Annotated in this window: 16 protein-coding genes and 5 pseudogenes; 6 read left to right on the top strand and 15 right to left on the bottom strand. The window is 54.5% G+C overall.

The genetic code is table 11. The features are described from left to right. Positions 1–14: 14 nt before the first annotated feature. From infB to typA, 4 genes and pseudogenes are all read left to right on the top strand, one after another. A pseudogene (gene infB / locus TKWG_RS13130) lies at positions 15–2,998 on the top strand (translation initiation factor IF-2). Between the two features lie 6 nt (positions 2,999–3,004). Beyond that, complete coding sequence (gene rbfA / locus TKWG_RS13125; protein ID WP_014751293.1) at positions 3,005–3,415, top strand: 30S ribosome-binding factor RbfA; 411 nt, start codon at positions 3,005–3,007, stop codon at positions 3,413–3,415. Between the two features lie 14 nt (positions 3,416–3,429). Beyond that, the gene (gene truB / locus TKWG_RS13120; RefSeq protein WP_014751292.1) at positions 3,430–4,188 is read left to right on the top strand and encodes a tRNA pseudouridine(55) synthase TruB; all 759 of its coding nucleotides are present in this window, start codon (positions 3,430–3,432) and stop codon (positions 4,186–4,188) included. Next, a pseudogene (gene typA, locus TKWG_RS13115) lies at positions 4,185–5,998 on the top strand (translational GTPase TypA). The gene truB and the pseudogene typA overlap by 4 nt, the downstream one beginning before the upstream one ends. Positions 5,999–6,305: 307 nt before the next feature. On the opposite strand, the gene TKWG_RS13110 reads toward typA, so the two are convergent. After that, positions 6,306–6,509: a hypothetical protein gene (locus TKWG_RS13110; RefSeq protein ID WP_014751290.1), complete on the bottom strand. Its 204-nt coding sequence runs from the start codon at positions 6,507–6,509 to the stop codon at positions 6,306–6,308. A gap of 333 nt (positions 6,510–6,842) precedes the next feature. Here TKWG_RS13110 and TKWG_RS13105 point away from each other — a divergent pair, with 333 nt between their 5' ends. After that, positions 6,843–7,733: a polyphosphate kinase 2 family protein gene (locus TKWG_RS13105; protein ID WP_014751289.1), complete on the top strand. Its 891-nt coding sequence runs from the start codon at positions 6,843–6,845 to the stop codon at positions 7,731–7,733. Between the two features lie 228 nt (positions 7,734–7,961). Here the strand turns inward: TKWG_RS13105 and TKWG_RS13100 are convergent, their stop codons facing one another. From TKWG_RS13100 to TKWG_RS13075, 6 genes and pseudogenes are all read right to left on the bottom strand, one after another. Further along, positions 7,962–8,222: a hypothetical protein gene (locus tag TKWG_RS13100; protein ID WP_014751288.1), complete on the bottom strand. Its 261-nt coding sequence runs from the start codon at positions 8,220–8,222 to the stop codon at positions 7,962–7,964. Positions 8,223–8,545: 323 nt separating this feature from the next. Next, a pseudogene (locus TKWG_RS26320) lies at positions 8,546–9,617 on the bottom strand (ABC transporter ATP-binding protein). A 15-nt stretch (positions 9,618–9,632) separates the two neighbouring features. Beyond that, positions 9,633–10,547, bottom strand: a complete 915-nt coding sequence (locus TKWG_RS13090; RefSeq protein ID WP_014751286.1) for a carbohydrate ABC transporter permease — start codon at positions 10,545–10,547, stop codon at positions 9,633–9,635. Further along, positions 10,525–11,460, bottom strand: coding sequence for a carbohydrate ABC transporter permease (locus tag TKWG_RS13085; protein WP_014751285.1), 936 nt, complete (start codon positions 11,458–11,460; stop codon positions 10,525–10,527). Before TKWG_RS13085 ends, TKWG_RS13090 begins: the two co-directional genes overlap by 23 nt. After that, complete coding sequence (locus TKWG_RS13080) at positions 11,457–12,812, bottom strand: ABC transporter substrate-binding protein (RefSeq protein ID WP_014751284.1); 1,356 nt, start codon at positions 12,810–12,812, stop codon at positions 11,457–11,459. The genes TKWG_RS13085 and TKWG_RS13080 overlap by 4 nt, the downstream gene beginning before the upstream one ends. 15 nt (positions 12,813–12,827) lie before the next feature. Beyond that, positions 12,828–13,808: pseudogene (locus TKWG_RS13075) on the bottom strand (TauD/TfdA dioxygenase family protein). 245 nt (positions 13,809–14,053) lie between these two features. Here TKWG_RS13075 and TKWG_RS13070 point away from each other — a divergent pair. Beyond that, the gene (locus tag TKWG_RS13070) at positions 14,054–14,479 is read left to right on the top strand and encodes a GNAT family acetyltransferase (RefSeq protein WP_014751283.1); all 426 of its coding nucleotides are present in this window, start codon (positions 14,054–14,056) and stop codon (positions 14,477–14,479) included. Positions 14,480–14,813: 334 nt separating this feature from the next. On the opposite strand, the pseudogene TKWG_RS27195 reads toward TKWG_RS13070, so the two are convergent. From TKWG_RS27195 to pqqA, 8 genes and pseudogenes are all read right to left on the bottom strand, one after another. After that, positions 14,814–15,807, bottom strand: a pseudogene (locus tag TKWG_RS27195) (bile acid:sodium symporter family protein). A gap of 169 nt (positions 15,808–15,976) precedes the next feature. After that, positions 15,977–16,978, bottom strand: a complete 1,002-nt coding sequence (locus TKWG_RS27525) for a sigma-54-dependent Fis family transcriptional regulator (RefSeq protein ID WP_456047808.1) — start codon at positions 16,976–16,978, stop codon at positions 15,977–15,979. Next, complete coding sequence (locus TKWG_RS25070) at positions 16,975–18,078, bottom strand: sigma-54-dependent Fis family transcriptional regulator (protein WP_041709509.1); 1,104 nt, start codon at positions 18,076–18,078, stop codon at positions 16,975–16,977. Before TKWG_RS25070 ends, TKWG_RS27525 begins: the two co-directional genes overlap by 4 nt. A 223-nt stretch (positions 18,079–18,301) precedes the next feature. After that, complete coding sequence (pqqE, locus tag TKWG_RS13050; protein ID WP_014751281.1) at positions 18,302–19,492, bottom strand: pyrroloquinoline quinone biosynthesis protein PqqE; 1,191 nt, start codon at positions 19,490–19,492, stop codon at positions 18,302–18,304. 8 nt (positions 19,493–19,500) lie between these two features. Further along, positions 19,501–19,764 (bottom strand): pyrroloquinoline quinone biosynthesis peptide chaperone PqqD, encoded by a 264-nt coding sequence (pqqD, locus tag TKWG_RS13045; RefSeq protein ID WP_014751280.1) that lies wholly within the window; start codon positions 19,762–19,764, stop codon positions 19,501–19,503. Then, positions 19,757–20,515, bottom strand: a complete 759-nt coding sequence (gene pqqC / locus TKWG_RS13040; protein ID WP_014751279.1) for a pyrroloquinoline-quinone synthase PqqC — start codon at positions 20,513–20,515, stop codon at positions 19,757–19,759. The genes pqqD and pqqC overlap by 8 nt, the downstream gene beginning before the upstream one ends. Beyond that, a complete protein-coding gene (gene pqqB, locus TKWG_RS13035; RefSeq protein WP_014751278.1) occupies positions 20,512–21,441 on the bottom strand; it encodes a pyrroloquinoline quinone biosynthesis protein PqqB in 930 nt (309 codons plus the stop codon). The genes pqqC and pqqB overlap by 4 nt, the downstream gene beginning before the upstream one ends. A gap of 63 nt (positions 21,442–21,504) precedes the next feature. Next, a complete protein-coding gene (gene pqqA / locus TKWG_RS13030) occupies positions 21,505–21,579 on the bottom strand; it encodes a pyrroloquinoline quinone precursor peptide PqqA (protein ID WP_014751277.1) in 75 nt (24 codons plus the stop codon). Between the last annotated feature and the right edge of the window lie 71 nt (positions 21,580–21,650).

The raw sequence follows: 21,650 nt of genomic DNA, 5'->3' as shown, positions 1-21,650 counted from the left end.
GAAGAGAGAACTTAATGCCCAGTAATACCGTAAACCAGTTTGCCGTCGAACTCAAAATGCCAGCGAATGTGTTGCTTGAACAGCTTCGCTCGGCTGGCGTGAATCTGAAATCGGTGGAAGATGTCGTGACCGAAAGCGACAAAGCGAAACTTCTGGACTCGCTGCGTCGTGCGCATGGTGCAAAAGATGGAAAAAAAATCACCGTCACTCGTCGCGAAACATCAGAAATCCGTCAGGCGGATGGCTCCGGCCGTTCGCGGACCATTCAGGTCGAAGTACGTAAAAAACGCGTCTTCGTCAAACGGGATGTCACTGAGGCCAAGTCAGATGCAGCCGATGCACCTGAAACAAACGAGACTGCCGCAGCTGTCGGTTCTGAGCAGGTTGCAGCACCGGTTGTTGCCGATACTCAGGTAGCCGCGACGGCTCCGGTTGAAGCGACAGCGTCGCCAGCACCAGCCTCCGTACCGGCACCAGAATCCGCAACGGCCAGCCAAGCGGCGGCCTCGCAGGCCGAGGCGACCCAGCCAGCCGCAGGCGAAAAAGTACAGGAATCGCAGGAAACGCAAAAAGCGCCAGCTGCAGCTGTTCAGGCGCCAGCAGAGACTGCGCAGACGGCCACTGAACAAGCGGCTGCGTCGCCTGCTCAGGCAACGGAACCAAAGCCAGCGCAAAGTACGGCAACGCCTGCGGCTTCAGAAGCTGCTGCGGATCCGTCGGCAACAGATCGTGCGCCGGCCGCTGCCGATGCGCACAACCCAGGCACCCGGGATCAGGCCAAGCCTGAAACGGTTCGCAGCGAGCAGACCAAACCGCGTCAGCCTGACACATCGCGTGCCGCAACAGGCGCCCGCAAACCTGTGGCCCCGCGCAGCGAAGCCGCCGATGCCCGTCGCGATGAAGCGCGCCGCCAGGCTGAAGCCGAGGCTGCCGCCCTGCGCGACATGTTGAACAAGCCGCGTAAAGTACTGCGCGCCACGCCTACTGCCGAAGGGGCAGAAGCCACTAAAAAGGCCGGCAAGAAGGATGTCAAAACCCTTGCTGCTCCTGGCTCGCACAAGCCTGCTGAAACAGACAAGAAATGGTCAGACGAACAGTCTCGCGGGAAAAAAGCCGTTGCTGAAAAACGCGCCGGTCCCGCAGGCAAGGAAGACGGCTGGCGCTCTTCCGGTGGTCGTGGTGGATCACGCGGTCGCAATAAGCACCAGCACGCACAGGTGAATCAGCCATCTACACCCGAATTTATTGCTCGTGAAGTTCACGTGCCCGAGACTATTACTGTGGCCGATCTGGCCCACAAAATGTCTGTCAAGCTGCCGAAGTGATCAAAGAGCTCATGAAGCTGGGCCAGATGGTCACCATCAATCAGGTCCTGGATCAGGAAACCGCCATGATTGTGGTCGAAGAGCTGGGGCATCATGCGATTGCTGCCAAGCTTGACGATCCCGAAGCGTTCCTGGATATCGGTGATACAGGTGCAGACGCAGAGTTGCTGCCACGTGCACCGGTGGTGACTGTCATGGGTCACGTTGACCACGGTAAAACCTCGCTGCTCGATTACATTCGCCGTGCCAAAGTGGCCTCGGGCGAAGCCGGCGGCATTACGCAACATATTGGTGCCTACCACGTTCAGACCGAAGGCGGCATGGTGACGTTCCTGGATACCCCGGGCCACGAGGCGTTTACCGCCATGCGTGCCCGTGGCGCCAAGGCTACCGACATTGTCATTCTCGTTGTGGCGGCCGATGACGGCGTGATGCCACAAACCAAAGAGGCGATCCATCACGCGAAAGCGGCTGGTGTGCCCATGGTTGTGGCAGTCAACAAGATCGATAAACCCGAAGCCAATCCGGAACGCGTTAAGCAGGAACTGGTTACTGAAGAAGTGGTTCCCGAAGAATATGGCGGTGACGTTCCCTTTGTGCCGGTTTCGGCCAAGACAGGGAAGGGCATCGATGAATTGCTGGAAAACGTGTTGCTTCAGGCCGAAATTCTTGAGCTGAAAGCGCCGGTAGACGCACCAGCCAAGGGTATCGTGATCGAAGCGCGCCTTGATAAGGGTCGCGGTCCGGTGGCCACCATTCTGGTGCAAAGCGGTACGCTCAATCGTGGCGATGCATTGCTGGCCGGCGCAAGCTTTGGCCGCGTGCGTGCCATGCTTGATGAAAACGGTAAACCGATTACCAAAGCCGGTCCGGCTATTCCTGTTGAAATCCAGGGTCTGACAGAAGTGCCTCAGGCAGGTGACGAGGTGCTGGTGCTGGTTGACGAGCGCAAGGCGCGCGAGATCGCGCTGTTCCGTCAAGGCAAGTTCCGTGACGTCAAACTGGCCAGACAGCAGGCAGCAAAACTCGAATCCATGTTCGACAACATTGGCGAAGGCATGCAGACATTGTCGCTGATCGTCAAGACCGACGTGCAGGGTTCCCAGGAAGCGCTGGTGCAGTCCCTGACCAAACTGTCAACCGACGAAGTGCGTGTCCAGGTTGTGCACGCGGCAGTCGGCGGCATTACCGAGAGCGACATCAACCTGGCTATTGCCTCCAATGCTGTTGTGATCGGGTTCAATGTCCGTGCAGACCAGAGCACCAAGAAACTGGCTGAGACTAACGGTATTGATGTGCGTTACTACAACATCATTTACGATGCGGTCGATGACGTTCGCAATGCCATGTCCGGCATGCTGGCGCCTGAAGAGCGTGAAGAAGTGATCGGTATGGTTGAAATCCGCGAGGTCTACAGTATTTCCCGTATCGGTAAAGTGGCCGGTTGTATGGTCACCGAAGGCGTGGTCCGTCGTGATTCACAAGTGCGCTTGTTGCGTAACAACGTGGTGCACTGGACCGGTTCGCTCGATTCTCTCAAGCGCTTCAAGGATGACGTCAAGGAAGTCAAGTCCGGCTTCGATTGCGGTATCACCTTGCGTGGCAATTCCGATATCGAAGTTGGCGATCAGCTTGAAATTTTTGAAATCAAAGAAATTGCCCGCACACTGTAAATTATTATGAACCGTCATAAATCCTCCGGTGCAAACCGGAACGTCCGTCTGGCCGAGCAGATCCAGAAAGATCTGGCAGTGCTGATTCAGCGCGAGCTCGATATGTCGCGCTCGGGCCTGATTACTCTGACAGGCGTGGATTTGTCGGCCGATTACGCGCACGCCAAGGTATGGTTCACCGTACTTGGCGCTGAACCGGAAACGGCGGCTGCCCTGCTTAATGAGAAAGCAGGCTGGCTGCATTCCCTGTTGTTCAAGATGTTGCATATCCACACTGTTCCTACGCTGCGTTTTTTCCATGACGATCAGCTGGCGCGCGGTATTGAAATGACACAACTGATCGACCGCGCCAACCGGCCGGAAGACTATCCGGAAAGCGTCGATCCGCTACCGGACACCAAAGACGATCGCAAGTAACATCAGGGCAGGCGATGGGAAGAAAACGCGGGCAGGAGATCGACGGCGTCCTTTTGCTGGACAAGCAGTTCGGATATTCCAGCAACCAGTCGCTGCAACGCGTGCGTCGCATGCTGGATGCGAAAAAAGGGGGCCATACCGGCACGCTGGATCCATTTGCGACCGGCTTGCTGGTTTGCTGTTTTGGCAAGGCAACAAAAATTTGCGGGACCATGCTGGATGCCGACAAGTCCTACATTGCGACATTGCAGTTTGGCACGGAAACCGATTCAGGCGACTTGACCGGCACTGTTGTACAACAGGCACAACTGACAGCCGAATCGGTAACCCGTGAAAAAATCGACATGGTATTGCCACAGTTTCGCGGTTCAATACTACAGATTCCGCCAATGCATTCGGCGCTCAAGCGTGACGGGCGCCCGCTTTATGAATATGCCCGTCAGGGAATAGTACTGGAAAGAGAGCCGCGCGCGGTAGTGATCCATGACCTGCAGGTGCAGGCCCTGGACGAAACCTCGATGGTGCTGGCTGTCGATTGCAGCAAGGGTACATATATCAGGACACTGGCCCAGGATATTGGTCGGGCGCTGGGCTGTTTCGCTCACTTGACCGCTTTGCGCAGAACGCGTGTCGGTCCTTTCGATCTGACCGGTGCCACGACGATAGACCAGCTCGAACAGATGGAAAACAGGCTGACACCCCTGATACCGCTAAATGAAATACCGGACGGCCTGCTGCCGTCCAATATACGACAAAAGGAAGATACATTATGAGCCGAGCGCTCCGTAACGTTGCGATTATTGCGCACGTTGACCATGGGAAAACAACGCTGGTTGATCAGCTTTTACGTCAGTCCGGTACATTCCGGGACAACCAGGCGATGGTTGAGCGTGTCATGGACTCGAACGATATTGAAAAAGAACGTGGTATCACGATTCTGTCCAAAAACTGTGCCGTGGAATATGAAGGCACACACATCAATATTATTGACACTCCGGGACATGCCGACTTTGGCGGTGAGGTAGAGCGAGTACTGTCCATGGTTGATGGCGTGCTGCTGCTGGTAGATGCGGTCGAAGGCCCGATGCCGCAGACCCGTTTCGTGACCAAAAAAGCACTGGCCCTGGCTTAAAGCCGATTGTGGTTGTCAATAAGATTGACCGCCCTGGCGCACGCCTGATTTTGCCATCGATACCACGTTTGATCTGTTTGACAAACTTGGCGCGACCGAAGAACAGCTTGATTTCCCAATCGTATATGCTTCCGGGCTGAGCGGTTATGCGGGTCTGACTGATGATGTTCGCGAAGGCGATATGCGTCCGCTGTTTGATGCGATTTTGCAATATGTACCTCAGCGTAACGATGACAAAGAGGCGCCCCTGCAGTTGCAGATCATTTCGCTTGACTACAACAGCTACGTCGGCAAGATCGGTGTAGGCCGTATCAACCGTGGTCGGATTCGTCCTGGCCAGGAAGTGATGGTTCGTTTTGGTGAAGACGGTGAGCAGAGCAAGGGCCGCGTCAACCAGGTATTGAAATTCAAGGGCCTGGAACGTGAGCAGGTTGAAAGCGCCGACGCCGGCGACATCGTCCTGATCAATGGCATCGAAGAGATTGGTATTGGCTGCACCTTGTGCGATCCCAACCATCCTGAGCCATTGCCTATGCTCAAGATTGACGAACCAACCTGAACATGAATTTCATGGTCAACACATCGCCGCTGGCCGGCCGTGAAGGCAAATTCGTGACAAGCCGCCAGATCCGCGATCGCCTGAACCTGGAGCTCAAATCCAATGTGGCGCTGCGTGTACGGGATACCGGAGACGACACCGTCTTTGAAGTATCGGGCCGAGGCGAGCTGCATCTGACGATTCTGATTGAAAACATGCGGCGTGAAGGCTTTGAGCTGGCCGTGTCGCGACCGCGCGTGGTTTACAAGGAAATTGATGGCGTTCGTCATGAACCGATGGAGCTGCTGACAGTTGACCTGGAAGATGATCACCAGGCGGCGTGATGGAAGAGCTGGGTCGTCGCAAGGGCGAACTGCTGGACATGCAATCGGACGGTCGTGGTCGCACCCGTATGGAATATCGCATTCCTGCGCGTGGCCTGATCGGCTTCCAGAGCGAGTTTCTATCCATGACCCGCGGTACCGGTCTGATGAGCCATATTTTCGACGACTACGCGCCTGTGCGTGAAGGCAGTATCGGCGAGCGTCGCAACGGTGTACTGATCAGTCAGGATAATGGTGACGCGGTTGCCTATGCCTTGTGGAAATTGCAGGATCGTGGCCGCATGTTTGTGTCGCCGGGTGAAGCCCTGTACGAAGGCATGATCATTGGTATTCACAGTCGTGATAATGATCTGGTGGTTAATCCAATCAAGGGTAAACAGCTGACCAACGTGCGCGCTTCGGGCACCGATGAGGCCGTGCGCCTGGTGCCGCCAATCAAGCTGAACCTGGAATACTCGGTGGAGTTCATCGACGAAGACGAACTGGTGGAAGTGACGCCCAAAAATATCCGTTTGCGTAAGCGTCATCTGCTGGAGCACGAACGCAAACGTGCCTCACGTGGTGTTTGATAGTATTACCGACAGGTCATAAAGCCTTTATAAGCGCTGACCTTGTTGATAAGTAGAAAGCCGTGCCCGGTTTAACCGGTGCACGGTTTTTTTTGCCAGGTATGGCGCAGCAAGGCGCAATGAATGTACCGGGCTTGTCGCTCTCTCCGTGTTGCTGAGCACCTCTTCCGATTTGTTTTATCGTACTCGAGCTGCCGCCTGCAATAGCAACAGCAGCTGCGGTTGGGATATGTAGCCCATTATCAGTGTCTGTGGCTGATGCCGCGGCTGCGTAATCGTAGAGCCAATATCAACAGAGCAGGATGGCTTACTGCCATTGATAAATAATAACCACTGCCAATAACAGGCCCGCGATCACGATCCAGCGCATCATTAGTGATCCGTTCTGCCTGATCCATACAAAACTTGCACCGACACTGCGAGACCATAACTGGTTCAGGGCCGGGCTGAAAAATCGTCCAATCCACCAGAGGATGATAACGATCAAAAGCAGCTTAATGACGGTTGCCATAGTTATTCAATACTTAATCACATGTTGACCACATCTTACCCACAACTTTATCCTTATGTGGACAGAAGTCTCGCTTATCAACAGAATATGTTGAGAATGATGTGGATAGGATTTTAATAATTCTGTAAAACATCGACAAGTGCATGATATTGAAAGTGTTTTCGATTTCTGATCACTATTTGATCAACGGCACTTATACACATGGTAGCCAGAGCGCCAGCACCGGGCGTTCTTGCTCAGGTTTGTGAACCCCGCTGTGGCGCAAGCGATGTTACAGTAGAATCGGATTTCATCCCATAGCTTGCATATCCGCCTAACACTCAGGAGCATTTGATGGCTGCATTGCCCGAAACCGGTTTCTCTGATCACTTTCGTATTACTAATGGAAAAAAATTCAGTTTGAAAAAATGCCTCACAGATCCGGACGTCGAGCCCGATAAAAAAGATGCCCAAAAGAAATTGCAGGAATATGTGGCAGGCATAGCGGATTTACAGAATGTTCTTTACGCCGATAATCGCTGGTCATTGCTATTGGTTTTTCAGGCAATGGATGCAGCCGGAAAGGATTCGACAATCAAGAACCTGCTGTCCGGCGTCAACCCCCAGGGCTGCGAAGTCTATTCGTTCAAGCGCCCCTCGGAAGAGGAGTTGGGGCACGATTTTTTGTGGCGCACCAGCAAATGCCTGCCCCAGCGCGGCAATATCGGTGTTTTCAATCGTTCTTATTATGAGGAAACACTGGTGGTGCGTGTTCATCCCACCATACTTGATGGCCAGCATCTACCCAAAGCCTGCCTGACAGAAAATATCTGGGACGAGCGGTTTGAAGATATTCGTCATTTCGAAAAGCACATGGACCGCAATGGCACCAAGGTGCTGAAATTTTTCCTGCACATTTCCCTGGAAGAACAGAAAAAGCGTTTTCTGGAGCGGCTTGATAACCCGGCAAAAAACTGGAAGTTTGAAAGCGCCGATCTGGAGGAACGAAAATTCTGGAACGAGTATATGCATGCTTACGAGGAAACGATTAAAAACACGGCGAGCGAAGCCGGACCCTGGTATGTGATCCCAGGCAACGATAAACCTTACGCACGTCTTGCCGTGGCCGACGCCGTGCTGCAGACATTGCAATCGCTGGACTTGAGCTATCCGACGCTGGAAAAGGAAGAGCAGAAGAATCTTGCGGGTTACAAAACCCAACTGGAGCTGGAAGCACAAGGATAATGGCCTGCGTTTGCTCTCGGCGGTCTCGCAGCCGGCACTCAGGCCGGCTTGTATTCGTGACTTGTGTCAGGATTAACTGGCCATGTATTCCTGCTAATGGCACAGCATCGGCGGATCACTGTTTTGAAACAGAGTCTTCAATATAACAACTGTGATTATCTTGCTGTGCAGCGTTATCGCGCTTGTGATTGGCTTTTTGCGCGTTCAATATCAGGGCCATAACGCCAATCAGTGGGCGTTGAAGACTTGCTGCATCGCAGCGATAAAGAGGCCTGCATTCGCAATATCTATGTGGATCCGGCCTACGGTATTGGTCAATACATTCCGGTCGCCGGATACAGGCAAAAGCCTTGATGACAAGCGATAAAAATTACGAATAACGATATAAGAATAATGACTAAATTCTATCAGCTGCGCACTTGATGCCCTGATGCTGACAATGCTATATTGACCAAACTTAAGCAGCATCCGAATGCCGGCGATAGCCAAGATAGCTCTTGGCAGTTCCTTGTGGGCTGCTGCTGGTTTCCCCCGTAACTGTATAACGTTGAACAGGAGAAAGACAGTGTCGGATTCAAATAAATCTCAACGTATCAGAACCCGAATTGTAAATCGCTCTTTTGACTTTGAACGCGCTTCCCTGGCGTTGTTCAAGCAGTTGAAATTGTCTGCGACCCAGTCGGTCAGACTGGGTTTGACCAGCGAATGGAAAGACCCGCCGCGCGTGCGTTGGTAGCCAAAATGCAATGGTGATGATCCTGGTCACCATTGCGGTTGAAGCCGCATCCTGTTGAATCACCAGTGGCAGTTCCTCAATTTAAACGTTGCCCGGTGTCGGCATCGAACAGATGAGCCTGTTCGATGATCGGTAAAATCCGGATCGGACTGCCGACGTTCAGGGATAAACGCTCCCTTTGTGAAATAAGAATATCGCTGTTGCCCAGCCTGGCGGCGACATGGGTTTCGCTACCGGTCGGCTCAATGACAAGCACCTGGGCCTTAAGACCCGCGTCCTTTACGGTGCGCACATGTTCGGGCCTGACGCCATAAATGACCGATTGCGCGGCCGGGCATGAGCTGAGATGTTCTGTATGGGCAATTGAAATCCCTCTTCGGTAAGCACGTAAGAAGCATGTCGGCCTATATGCAGACTTCCCCTGATCAGGTTCATCGATGGCGATCCGATAAAACCGGCAACAAATGCATTGATCGGGCGATCATATAACTGCAAGGGTGTACCGATCTGTTCGATCCGACCGTCTCGCAAAACAACGATGCGATCGGCCATGGTCATTGCTTCGACCTGATCGTGGGTGACATAAATGGTGGTGGTGCGCAGCTCCTGATGCAGCGCCTTGATCTCTGTGCGCATTTGTATGCGCAGTTTTGCATCCAGATTAGACAATGGCTCATCAAACAGAAAGGCGGCGGGCGCCGAATAATTGCTCGGCCCATGGCCACGCGCTGGCGTTGTCCGCCGGACAAGTGGCGCGGAAAGCGATCCAGTTGCTGCTCCAGTCCCAGCGTTGCTGCAACCTGTGTCACCCGAGCAAATCGTGTCTGCCGGTCAACGCCTTTTATCTTAAGGGCAAACCCCAAATTGTCGCGTACGCTCAAATGAGGATAGAGCGCGTAGTTCTGAAATACCATGGCCATATCACGGTCTTTCGGCGCTACATCGTTCAGCACTCGCTGGCCAAGCGTGATCGTACCGGTCGACAATGGTTCCAGGCCGGCGATGGTGCGCAACAGCGTGGATTTTCCACAACCGGAGGGGCCCACCAACGCGACAAACTCCCCATCTTCTATGTCAAGATCAATGCCGTGCAGGATCTCGCGGTTCTCGTAGTGCTTTACCAGCTTCTGTAATTTAATAGCAGACATAATGTGTTTCCAAAGTCAGTCCTTGATTCCGCCTGCGGTCAGGCCATGTACCAAATAGCGCCGGATAATCACCATGAACAGCAATACCGGCAGCATGACCAGCGTGCCTGCAGCTGAGATTTTTCCCCATTCCCAGCCTTCATACTGAAGGAAATTGACAATGGCAACCGTAGCCGTAACCGCTTGTGTCCGGGTCAGCACCAAGGCGTAGAAAAAATCGCTCCATGCAAAGATAAAGCACAGGATCGCTGTAGAGGCAAGACCAGGTGCTGCAAGGGGCAGGGTAATGCGCAAGAACCCTGACCATACACCACAGCCGTCCAGCCAGGCTGCCTCCTCCAGGCTGGCCGGAACCGACGCGAAAAAGGACTGCATCAGCCAGATAACGATGGCCAGGTTGAAGGTCATGTAGATCAATGTGAGTCCGGCAAGCGTGTCTTGCAGACCCAGCCAGCGAAAGGCCAGGAAAAATGGAATCGTAAATGCGATAGGTGGCGCCATCCTGGTAACCAGAATCCACAGGGCGATCTGTTTACGCACCTTGAATTTCCAACGAGTCAGCACATATGCCGCCGGCACACCCAGCAGCATGGAAAATGTGGTGGACAGTACGCTCACCAACACACTGTTGCCCAGTGCTGTTAGAAAGCTGCCATCGGCGAGCAGGCTTTGAAAATTCTCCAGCGTAGGTACGAACCCGAGTGTTGTGTCAAAAATCTCCAGTGCCGGTTTGAATGCCAGGTGAATTGTCCATATGACAGGCAGCATAATCACAAGCATCACAAGCAGCACAGTGATGGTGCGGGCATAGCGCCGCAGTACCTGAACGCTGCGGGCCAGGCTTCTTGCCCAATGACGCAGGCCAGAGTAAGCCAAACCATGGCTTGCCAGCGGCTGCGTGTACTGCTCAAGTGTTTTTGATTGGGTCATGTGAATTCCGGGTAAATTGGGTGACAATCAGACTCAAAAAGAACACGCCGGCAAGAATAAGTACGGCGATCGCACTCCCGTATCCCCAATATGAAAAATTAAAGGCTTGGGTGAATCCGTAATAGTTGCTGACTTCGGTGACATTACCGGGGCCGCCATCTGTCAGAATATAGATGAGCGGGAAAGCCTTGAAACTGTCTATCAGGCGGAACAGTCCGCAAACGACAAGCACGGGCCGGACGTGCGGCAATACAATGTATCTCAGAACCTGTATCCGGCTTGCGCCGTCCATTCTTGCCGCTTCTACGGGATCGGCCGGCAGCATATGCAGCGACGCCAGTATCATCAATAGCGTAAATGGGAACCACTGCCAGGTGTCCGCAACCGCAATTGCCCATAATGCGGTGTGCGGGTTGGTCGTGAGCGCCTCAAGTGTCAATCCCGAAAACTCAAGTAGCCGGTGCAGGGGGCTGATGTCCGGCGAGTAGATGATCTTCCATATCAACGCCACCACCACAGGAGGAATCAGCATGGGAATCAAAAAGACGCTGCGTGCATATTGCAGGACAGAGGATTTGCCGTTAAGCAGCAAGGCCAGGCTTGTGCCTGCCGTCAGTTGCATGGCGACCGTAAGGAGCGAGAGCTTGCACTGGGTGATGGCCGAATCAAGAAATCGCTCGTCCTGCATGAGTTGGCGAAAATTAACCAGTGGATCTGAAAAATTGAATGAAACTGTCGGATCCACAAGACTGAGCGGCGTCAGGCTCGTCACAAAAAGCGCTAAAGCAGGTGCCAGCGTGATCACCAGAAGCACGGCGAGCGCAGGCAGCAGGCCCAGCAGAAATGATCTGTTGCGAGACTGCTCCCACGACACCGGTATGCAAGAGGCGTTGCCACGCGCTGTTGATCTCATGACAGTTTGATACCTGAGCGGCGCAACTGGGCGACCGCCTGGTTCTGGGCCTGTTCCAGTGCCTGCTTTGCAGACAACTGGCCGGTGACGACCAAAGGAATCACTTTGTTGATTTGCTGATCGATCTGGGGATAGACGGAAACGGTACGATATTTCATATGGCCGCTGGCTGACGCCATGTCAATACTCTCAAGGGCCAATTGCGCCAGATCCGAACCATTTATCAACTGGCGTTTGCGAAATGCTGCAGACTTGATATCTGACAATCGTGCAGGCGAGCCATAGCCGGCGGCCACTGCTTTGGCTGTTATCTCTTTTGACAGGGCCCATTGGATAAATGTCCAGGCAGCCTCCTTGTTTTTCGAACCCGCCGGTATACCCAGGCCATGTACGCTGGTGCCGGGAAAACGTCCGGCCGGTCCTTTTGGCGCCAAGCCAAACTTGACTGTGTGCAAGGTACGACTTGATTTCGGATCGCCCAACTGCGCCAGATGCAGTTGCCCATGATCCGAAAAATTGACCCGCCCCTGCTTGAGCGCCTGCGTTACCTGGTCAGGCGTATAGCTGAGGGCGCCGTTGGGGCCGAACTCACGGATCAGGCCCGCATAGTATTCGACAGCGGCAACCGCTTCCGGGGTGGTAAGCGTTGGCATCAGGTCGTCGGGTACCTTGCGGAAAATGTCAGCGCCGAAAGCATGCAGATAAGGAACAAAAGACCAGCCATAATGATTGTCCGCAACAAAGCCGGCCACTTTGTCTTTTTTGTTTACCGCGCGCAGCACCTTGACCAGATCATCGGTGGTGTCCGGAAAATCAAGACCGGCCTCCTGTACCAGGTCGAATCTTGAAGAAACGTGCAGTAGCGCTTCCGAGGTCCAGGGCACACCGTAAAGCTTGCCGTCTATGCCGGTTTCTGCTTCGCGCGCACCCTTCACAAAATCATTGAGATCCCACTCGGCGGGTGTGCGATTGGGATCGGCGATATAGTCGTCAAGCGGGGTCAGCCAGCCCGAATTAATCCATCTGCTGGAGTAGATGAAGGTGACGTTGACAACATCATAGGCCGCGCCTTTCGTTGATAGTTCCAGATCGGTGCGCTGGTTGTATACCGGAAAGGACGGCGTGTCAAAATTGATCCGGGCGCCGGTCAGCGACTCAAATTCGCCAATCCACTGACGTAATAAGACAGGGTATGCTGCACTGAACGTGGAAACATTCAGGGTAATGCCGTCCAGCGGCTTTTTGCCGGATGCGATGGCCCAGGATGGCACGGCCAGCGAAAGTCCGGTTGCTGCGATTTTACGCAATGCCTGGCGTCTGGTGTGGCGGTATTTATTGGGTACGTTGTTCATTGTCGCTCACTTGAGTCAGAATGCCAGGGCCGGCTCAGGCGATGATCCAGGCGCTACAACGCCGCTGGCTTGCTCGGGATGTGCACTGTCTTGTGGCGCAGTTTTTGTGCGGCTGTGTTGCCCCTGGACTGACGTGGCTACTGCCCCCTGAACCGTCACGCGTCGTACAACCCTGGCTGATTCCCGTAGTCATTGACTGCATAATGCTGCGTGGCGCGGTTATCCCACATGGCAACATCGTGTTGGCGCCATCGCCAGCGAACGGTATTGTCCAGCCGTGTGACACGGCTTTGCAGCAAGTCGAACATGCGGGCCGATTCACTGCTTGAAAATTTTCAGCGATTTGATGAAGTGGCCCAGAAGCAGGGCCCGTTCTCCGGTGACAGGATGGACATGGACGACCGGATGTTCAGCTTCGTACAGATCAGAAATAAACACCTTCTTATGGTGTTCAAGTCTGGCCTTATCAAGCTCCTGACGGTCTTTGGCATAGTCATAGTCGTTGCTGTGAACCGCCCATAGCTGTTCGGCAAGCGCCTTCAGTTCGGGTGGCAACTTGTCATAAGCACGAACTGTATTGGCCCATACCGTGTCGCCGCCGTATGCAGGCACAGTAACGGCGCGCAAAATACCGATTTTAGGGTAGTGTGCCTTGAACGTGACGTCCGTATGCCAGGAGTCAGCGCGGCCACCGCCCTTGGAGGCATCAAGTTCGAACAGTCGGGTTCCTTTGCGGGACGGGACGGTCGGATGGGCTTCGGTTACGCCAAAGCGCGCACCAAACGCCTGGTGGATATCATCGTTCAAGTGCGCCTGCCCGCGGAAAAAAATCACCTTGTGCGTGAGTAAAGCCCGCTCGATATCATCAATGACGTTTTGCTGCAGATCGCCCGAGATACGCAGCCCTTCGATTTCGGCACCGATATGGCCGGCAACGCGCCGTAAGGTGAACGATGCATAGGGTGCTTCAACGTTTTCTGTCTGATTGTTGCTCATGTTTATTCTCCCAAGTGTCTGACGATGTTAAGCAAGGTATCGTCCCGAGGGAAATAAAAGATAAGCATGATTTAATTGCTTGCTTGGAAATATACTTATCCGTTAACGGTTTGGCTGCGGCGCTTGTGGTTAACAATCCGGTATCAGCGGATTGCGCTTGTGGTCGATAATAGATACTGCCCGCATTGGCGCCTGTGCTATTCTTTTGTGTCCGGAACAAACCCATACTCGTGAGCGCAAGGCAGATGCAGATTCAATTCAGACAGTTTCATCCCGATGATACCGAAGCGACGGTGGCACTATGGCAGGCTTGTGGACTGACTCGACCCTGGAACGATCCGCATAAGGATATCGAACGCAAGTTGCAGCAGGAGCCCGAGCTGTTTATCGTGGCCGAACACAACGGGCAGCTTTTGGGCTCGGTGATGGCAGGCTATGATGGGCATCGCGGCTGGATTTATTATCTTTCCGTATTGCCGCAGTATCAGTCGCAAGGCCTGGGCAAAAGCCTGGTGCTGCAGGCAGAGCAAAGGCTGCGCAGCAAAGGCTGTCCGAAAATCCAGCTAATGATCAGGCACGACAACAGCGGCGTGCAGGATTTCTATCGCACGCTGGGCTACGAGAGCGCAGAGGTTGTGGTGCTGGGCAAGCGTTTGATAGAAGACGTGTAGGAAAAGCGCTGTAAGCAGAAAGCGGCGCAATGCACGGCGTGCGCAGGGAAGGCGTAATCACAGTTGTGATTATGGTGTGCATTGTGCATGCTGACCATGCAAGCCGGGCGACTTGGTTGACAGAGCTGTTTGAATATTGCTGGCGGGCGCCTGGCCACTGTCGTGGTACAAAGTGCAGTGAATTGGCAGCGGTAAGTTGCCTGAAAATGCCCAGGCTGGGCATAATGTGTGCTGTCTGGGTTGGGTGTATCGCGACGAGCTATTGTCGGCCCGGGCCGATAGACCGGCATGGCCGGTCTATTGCTCGTTACTCGTTGCCTGGTTGCTTAACCGCTTAATCGCGTAGCGCTGCGGTGGCGTCTGACACCGGATGTTCCTTGTCTTGCGCCGTAGAGGTCGCGTCATCGTTTTTGAAACGCTGGTACAGGGTGGCGACCAGCGGGCCGGTAATGTTGTGCCAGACGCTGAAAATCGCGCTTGGCACGGCAGCTGCCGGTGAGAAGTGGGCCGTTGCCAGTGCGGCGCCCAGGCCGGAGTTTTGCATGCCCACTTCAATAGACAGGGTCTTGCGCTGTGCGACACTCAGGCCCGACAATTTTGCCAGCCAGTAGCCCAGCAGCAGGCCCAGGCCATTATGCAGGATCACGACAGCAAAAATCTCCAGGCCACTGCTTGCGATCTTTTCCTGGTTGCCGGCGACCACAGCCGCAACAATGGCAACAATGGCTACGACCGACACCAGAGGTAATACGCTACGCCGGCCTGCACTTTTTCCTTGAGCACCATTTGCGCAATCAGTCCCAGAGCGATGGGCAGAATCACGACCTGTACGATGGACCAGAACATGGCTGCAGCGCTCACATCCAGCCACTGGCTGGCCATTAGATAGATCAACCCGGGCGTGACGATTGGCGCCAGCAAGGTGGTGACAGAAGTAATCGCCACGGAAAGGGCGATGTCTCCGCGTGCCAGAAACGTCATGACGTTCGAAGCGGTGCCGCCCGGGCAGCAGCCAACCAGAATCACGCCCACGGCGACTTCAGGGCTCAGGTTCAGTCCGGTAGCCAGCAGCCAGGCCAGTCCTGGCATGATAATGAATTGACCAAGTACGCCAATGGCAACCGTGCCAGGCGCTTGAATACCTCGGCGAAGTCGTTTTTGGAAATGGTCAGGCCCATGCCGAACATGATGATGCCAAGCAGGGGGACAATATATTTGCCTAACCAGGCGTAGCTGGCAGGATTGAAAAAAGCCAGTATTGCAAACAGCAATACCCATATGACAAATGTCTTGCCAACGAATTGGCTCAGGCGGGCGATGGCCTGCATCATGAATAGTCCTTGAGATAATGAACGTGCGGCATCGGTCGCCGCGCCACATATGTACAGGCGCGCGTCGCCGGCCGGCCACGGCAAAGCAGTGTAAGAATAATGTAGGGTGTGCTACCGACTGAGGGCCCGACAGGCAGGTAAGCCCGGGACCGGTTTGTAGTGCAGATCATGCGGAAAACAAAGACACCGGCCTTTGGGGCCGGTGTTGCGGTGCAGTAAATTGATTGTACCGCTTTTCAGATGGTGGTGGGGTTACCCTGCGTGGACAGGGTAATGTTGTGCCGGTGCAGTTTGCGATACAGGGTATTGCGGCTGACACCCAGCGTTCGCGCACATCGCTGATATTCCAGCGATGGGTCTCCAGCAGCTGGATCAGGGTAATTCTTTCACTTTCCTGCAAAGGGTTAACCGGTTCGTGTTCGTCGCTCACAGCCATACAGTCTGTCAACCCAATTGACGCAACGCCATTGCCTGTCGGTTGTGAATGCTGATCTGCCAGCGGCCCGGGCAAGTGCTCCACACCAATGATTGTGCCTTCGGCCAGGACGGCCATGGTGCGCAACACATGGCGCATCTGGCGCAAATTGCCAGGCCAGACGTATTGCATGAGAATCTTCAGCGCCTGATCGCTGAGTACTACCGGTTTGCCGGCTTCTTCCTGGAGGATGGCCTCGATAAGCTGGCGTTTGTCCTGGCGTTCGCGCAGCGGTGGCAGGCGTATTTCTACGCCGTTGAGGCGGTAGTACAAGTCTTCCCTGAATTGACCCTTGGCAACCAGATCGGTCAGATTCCGGTGGCTGGCGCTGATCAGTTGAATGTCTACATCGACCGAAGCGTCAGCACCGAGCGGGGTAACCTTGCGCTCATCAAGCACGCGTAGCAGGCGTGCCTGCAATGCCAAAGGCATGTCGCCAATTTCATCAAGCAAAAGCGTGCCGCCATGGGCCTGCAGTATTTTGCCGCTGCGACCCTGGCGCTGGGCGCCGGTAAAAGCACCTGCTCGATAGCCGAACAATTCACTTTCGATCAGGCTTTCGGGCAGCGATGCACAGTTGACGGCGACGAAGGGGCCATCGCGACGGGGGCTGCGATCATGAACCGCGCGGGCGAGCACTTCCTTGCCGGATCCTGTCTCGCCATACAGCAACACCGGAACTCCTTTGCTCACGACGCGTTGTGCCAGTTCGAATTGGTCGCGCAAGACAGGATCGCCAAGTTCAACGCAGCAACGTTGCCCGGCTTGACGGTTCTGGCAGGCAGGCTGGCCGGCTCGGACGCTTTGTCCTGTGCGGGCAGACCGGATGTTTTGGATGGTGCGCTGTGAAAGGTCAAATGGGTGGAGCCGGCAGGAGGCAATTGGGCCACGGCAAAAAAACGACTGGACGCCCCGGCCCGATAGATCGGTACAGGGTGAAACGAGCTTTGCATACTGCGTTGCAAGAGCGATTCAAGCGTCAGCTGGAAAATTTCATCGAAGCGATAACGGCGCAGCGCCTGCATGTCGGGAAAGCCCAACTGGAACAGCGCACTCTGGTTGGCTGCAACAATAGTGCCGTCCTCTTCGACCATCAGCTTGCCGTCATGCACGGTATTGATGCTTTCGGGCCGGCTGTGGAAATGCACCGGATGCGCTTGCTTGCAATTGACGGTAAGCAGGCGGTTTTCAATCATGCGGGCGGTCATGCCGATGAGCACCAGCGAATGCTGTTGCAGCAGCGACGAGCGGCTGGTCACATCCAGTACTGCAATCATTTTTCCGGTGTGATCCATGACCGGAACTGCGGAACAGGTAAGCAAAATATGTTTGTATAAAAAGTGGTCGGTCTGACGGATGGCAATGGGCTCGCCTACGACCAGGCAGGTGCCCATCCCGTTGGTGCCCACTTCCTCTTCACTCCAGATTGCCCCCAGGCGCAAACCCAGCCCGGAAAGATCACTTTCCAGGTGATCAGCGGCCACCATGTGCAAAATACAACCGTCGGTATCCACGAGCACAACGGCCAACTCCGGATCAGCCAGTTGCTGATACAGAATATTCATTTCATGTTTGGCTTCGGTAATCAGGACCCGCTTCTGTTCCGAGCGTGCGATCCGCTCGGCGTGGGTCAGAACGGGAGGCAGGCGACGGCTTTCCGGGTCCAGGCCATAATCGTTGACGCAACGCCCCCAGGAACTGGCGACCGCCGGATCAATGTCCGGAACCATGACGCCGCGATGCACAATCTGGTTAATCCGCTCAATGTGGTTGCTGACCTCCAACGAGTACATGTCTCCTCCTGCTATGTACATCAGCGCTTGTCCTTTCGGTGGCTGATGCCGATTTTTGTAATCTGTCTCGGTGCTTGTATACGGGTTGTATGCCCGCTACATATTGATGTTGTCTGCGCAACATTAAACTGCGAACATATCGGTGACCCGTTAGTGGCCGGGGAACCTGTCCATACTCACCCAATTGTATATCACATGATATGTTATGCGTGCCTCGTTTTCCCTATAAGGGCGACATTTTGTCTTCGCTTGCCGGCACGCCGGTGGCCATGTCGGCAGACAGCCGGCGCGAGTTGGCGTCGTTGCGAAACACCAGCGGTTTTTCCTGGACGGCGACTGTCGGCTTACGGCCGATCATATCCGTAATAACATGGTGATAGGGTGATTTATCGCAAACCGGATCGGCGTTGGCGGCATTGCCGGTCAGGGCCAGCGCCTGGCAGCGGCAGCCGCCGAAATCCCGTTCCTTTTCCGGACAGGTGCGACAAGGCTCCTGCATCCAGGCATCACCGCGGAACTTGTTGAATGCGTCGCTGTGGTACCAGATATCATGCAGGGCGGTATCGGTTACCTGCGGGAACTGCAAGCCAGGAATGGTTTTTGCGGCATGACAGGGCAGGGCGCTGCCATCGGCAGAGATGGCCAGGAAAACGGATCCCCAGCCGTTCATACAGGCTTTTGGTCGCTTTTCAAAATAATCCGGCACCACAAACAGAATACGCATCCGATTGCCGATTTTCTCGCGATAGCGCGCAACGGCGGCTTCGGCGCGCTGCAATTGCTCCCGATCAGGCAACAACTGTTCGCGGTTGATCAGACCCCAGCCGTAATACTGTGTGTTGGCCAGTTCAAGATACTCCACACCCATTTTGTCGGCCATCTCGATAATGCGTTCGATATGGTCCAGGTTATAGCGATGCAGGACCACATTCAGCACCATGGGATATTCGAATTCGCGAATCATGGAGGCAACGCGAGATTTCAAATCAAAGGTTTTGGTGTGGGTCAGGAAATCGTTCATTTCCCGCGTGGAGTCCTGGAAGGACAGTTGAATATGATCGAGCCCGGCTTCCCGCAGGGCGGCAAGCCGTTCGCGCTTCAAGCCAACGCCGGACGTAATAAGATTGGTATAGAAACCCAGTTGGCGACCTTCTGCCACAAGTATTTCCAGGTCATCGCGCAGCAAAGGCTCGCCGCCGGAAAACCCCAGTTGTGCCGCGCCCATTTCCCGCGCCTGGCGCATAACGCTGATCCACTGGTCGGTAGTAAGCTCGTTCAGGTTGCTGGCATAATCCACCGGGTTATAGCAGAACACGCAGTGCAGCGGACAGCGATAGGTCAGTTCGGCCAGCAGCCACAGCGGGGGCGCAATGGTCGGTTTCTGCTTTTGCTCAGCAACTTGGGGCATATCCATGGTGACCTCTATTTGATCCAGCCACGCTCCTGCGCAGCCTGCAGAAATGATTCAACATCCTTCTGCAATCCTGTCGTGGCAAAGCTTTGTTCCAGATCGGCAACGATCTGGGCAATATTTCGTTCGCCATCACAGCGACGTAGAATTTCGGCGGCGCTGTCATTGAGCTTGACCATGCCTTCCGGATACAGCAGTACATAGGCGTTTTGCGCCTTTTCGTACTGCAGCCGGAACAGGCGCGACAACAGGGGCTTTTCGGGCAAGTCAGGCATGGGTTGTCTCGCTGTTGTGCTGGCAGGCTTTTTCAATGGCGTCCAGCATGGACCATAGAATGTCCAGTTTAAATTGCAGTATTTCCAGTGCCCGCGCTTGCTGCTGGCGGGTGGTAAAGTAATCGAGCGTGACCTGCAGCCCGTGTTCGACATCCCGTTCCGCCAGAGAGATCCGACTACGGAAATATTCCAGTCCTTCTGGCTCGATCCACTGATAATGGCCGGGCCAGTTTGCCAGCCTGTCTTTATGAATCTTCGGTGCAAACATTTCGGTCAGTGATGAACAAACCGCTTCCTGCCATGGCACCTGGCGCGCAAAATTAACATACGCATCTACGGCGAAACGTACGCCGGGTGCGACCAGCTTCAAAGACCATAAATCCTCGCGGCTGATACCCACCGCCAGGCCCAGACGCGTCCAGGCTTCAATGCCGCCCTCATTATCGCCAAAACCATCATGGTCCAGCATGCGCAGAATCCAGCGGCGGCGGGTTTCCCTGTCGGGGCAGTTGGACATGACCGCAGCATCTTTGAGCGGAATATTGATCTGGTAATAGAAGCGGTTGGCGACCCAGCAGCGGATATCGTCCTGACTCAACTGGCCACTATTCATTCGGATATTGAATGGATGGTGGATGTGGTAGCTGGCGCCCTTGGCGCGCAGCTGCCGTTCAAATTCGGCCCGGTCCCAGGCCTGGGGGTCGGTTTGTTTCTGGTTATATCCAGCAAGATTCGACAGAACGATGCTCACAATGTGATCTCCATGCCGTCAACGGCGATTTCAATATTATGCCGTTGCAGCACTGCAGCTTCTTCCGAATCCTGATTCAGAATCGGATTGCTGTTGTTAATATGAATAAGAATTTTGCGTTTATTGTCGCCCAGCGAGTCCAGAACGCTGATCATGCCGTTAGGTCCCGATTGCGGCAGATGGCCCATCTGGGCGGCAGTCTTGCGTGACAGGCCAAGACGGATCATCTCGTCTTCGGTCCACACCGTGCCGTCTACCATGACGCAATCAGCGCGGGACATGGCCTCCAGGACCAGCGGTTCGATCTGGCCCAGACCGGGTGCATAAAAAAGACTTTTGCCGGAGCGCTCGCTGGTAATAAGCAGGCCGATATTGTCGCCCACCTGCGGATTATTGCGGTTGGGCGAATAGGGCGGGGCCTTGCTGGTGAGCGGAAACGGGGTAATGGTAATGCCCGGCAGCTCGACCAGTTGCAAAGGCGGGCTGAAGCGATTTTCTTCAACGGTGATGTGCCGGTGCGTCAGGCCGCAATAATGCGACAGGACCTGGGTGAGCGGTAGGCCGGTGCTCAGGTCGTTCCATACCGGCTCAGTGCAATACAAGGGGATGGGGCTGCCGCTTTCGCGCAGCATCAGCAGGCCGGTCACATGATCGATCTGGGCATCCATTAATATTACAGATGTGATACCGGTATCACGCACGCTGCGCGCGGGCTGCAGGGCAGGGTTAGCCTGGATTTGTTTGAGAATATCGGGAGAAGCATTGACCAGCAGCCACTGAATACCGTCGGCCGATATCGCAATGGATGACTGGGTACGGGGGATGGCGCGGATGCTTTGTCGGCGCACACCATCACAATTGGGACAGTTGCAGTTCCACTGCGGGAATCCGCCACCGGCGGCAGAGCCAAGCACAAGAATTTTCATAGGTAGCAAGTAAAACGGCACTGGCTCTCGCCAGCGCCGCATGGTATGAGCGTAGGATGCAGATTAACGGTTGGCAATGTACATCGTGATTTCAAAGCCAAAACGCAGATCGCAAAACTCAGGTGTTGTCCATTTCATAAATATCTCCTGTTCAGATGGAAAATGTCGAAGTGGCAGGCAGAAGGTGTATGAGCCAGCTACCAGCATGA

Source organism: Advenella kashmirensis WT001 (assembly GCF_000219915.2).
GTDB lineage: Bacteria > Pseudomonadota > Gammaproteobacteria > Burkholderiales > Burkholderiaceae_B > Advenella > Advenella kashmirensis.
The sequence above is the reverse complement of the archived record's forward strand: the minus strand, read 5'-3'. Positions and strand labels throughout refer to the sequence as shown.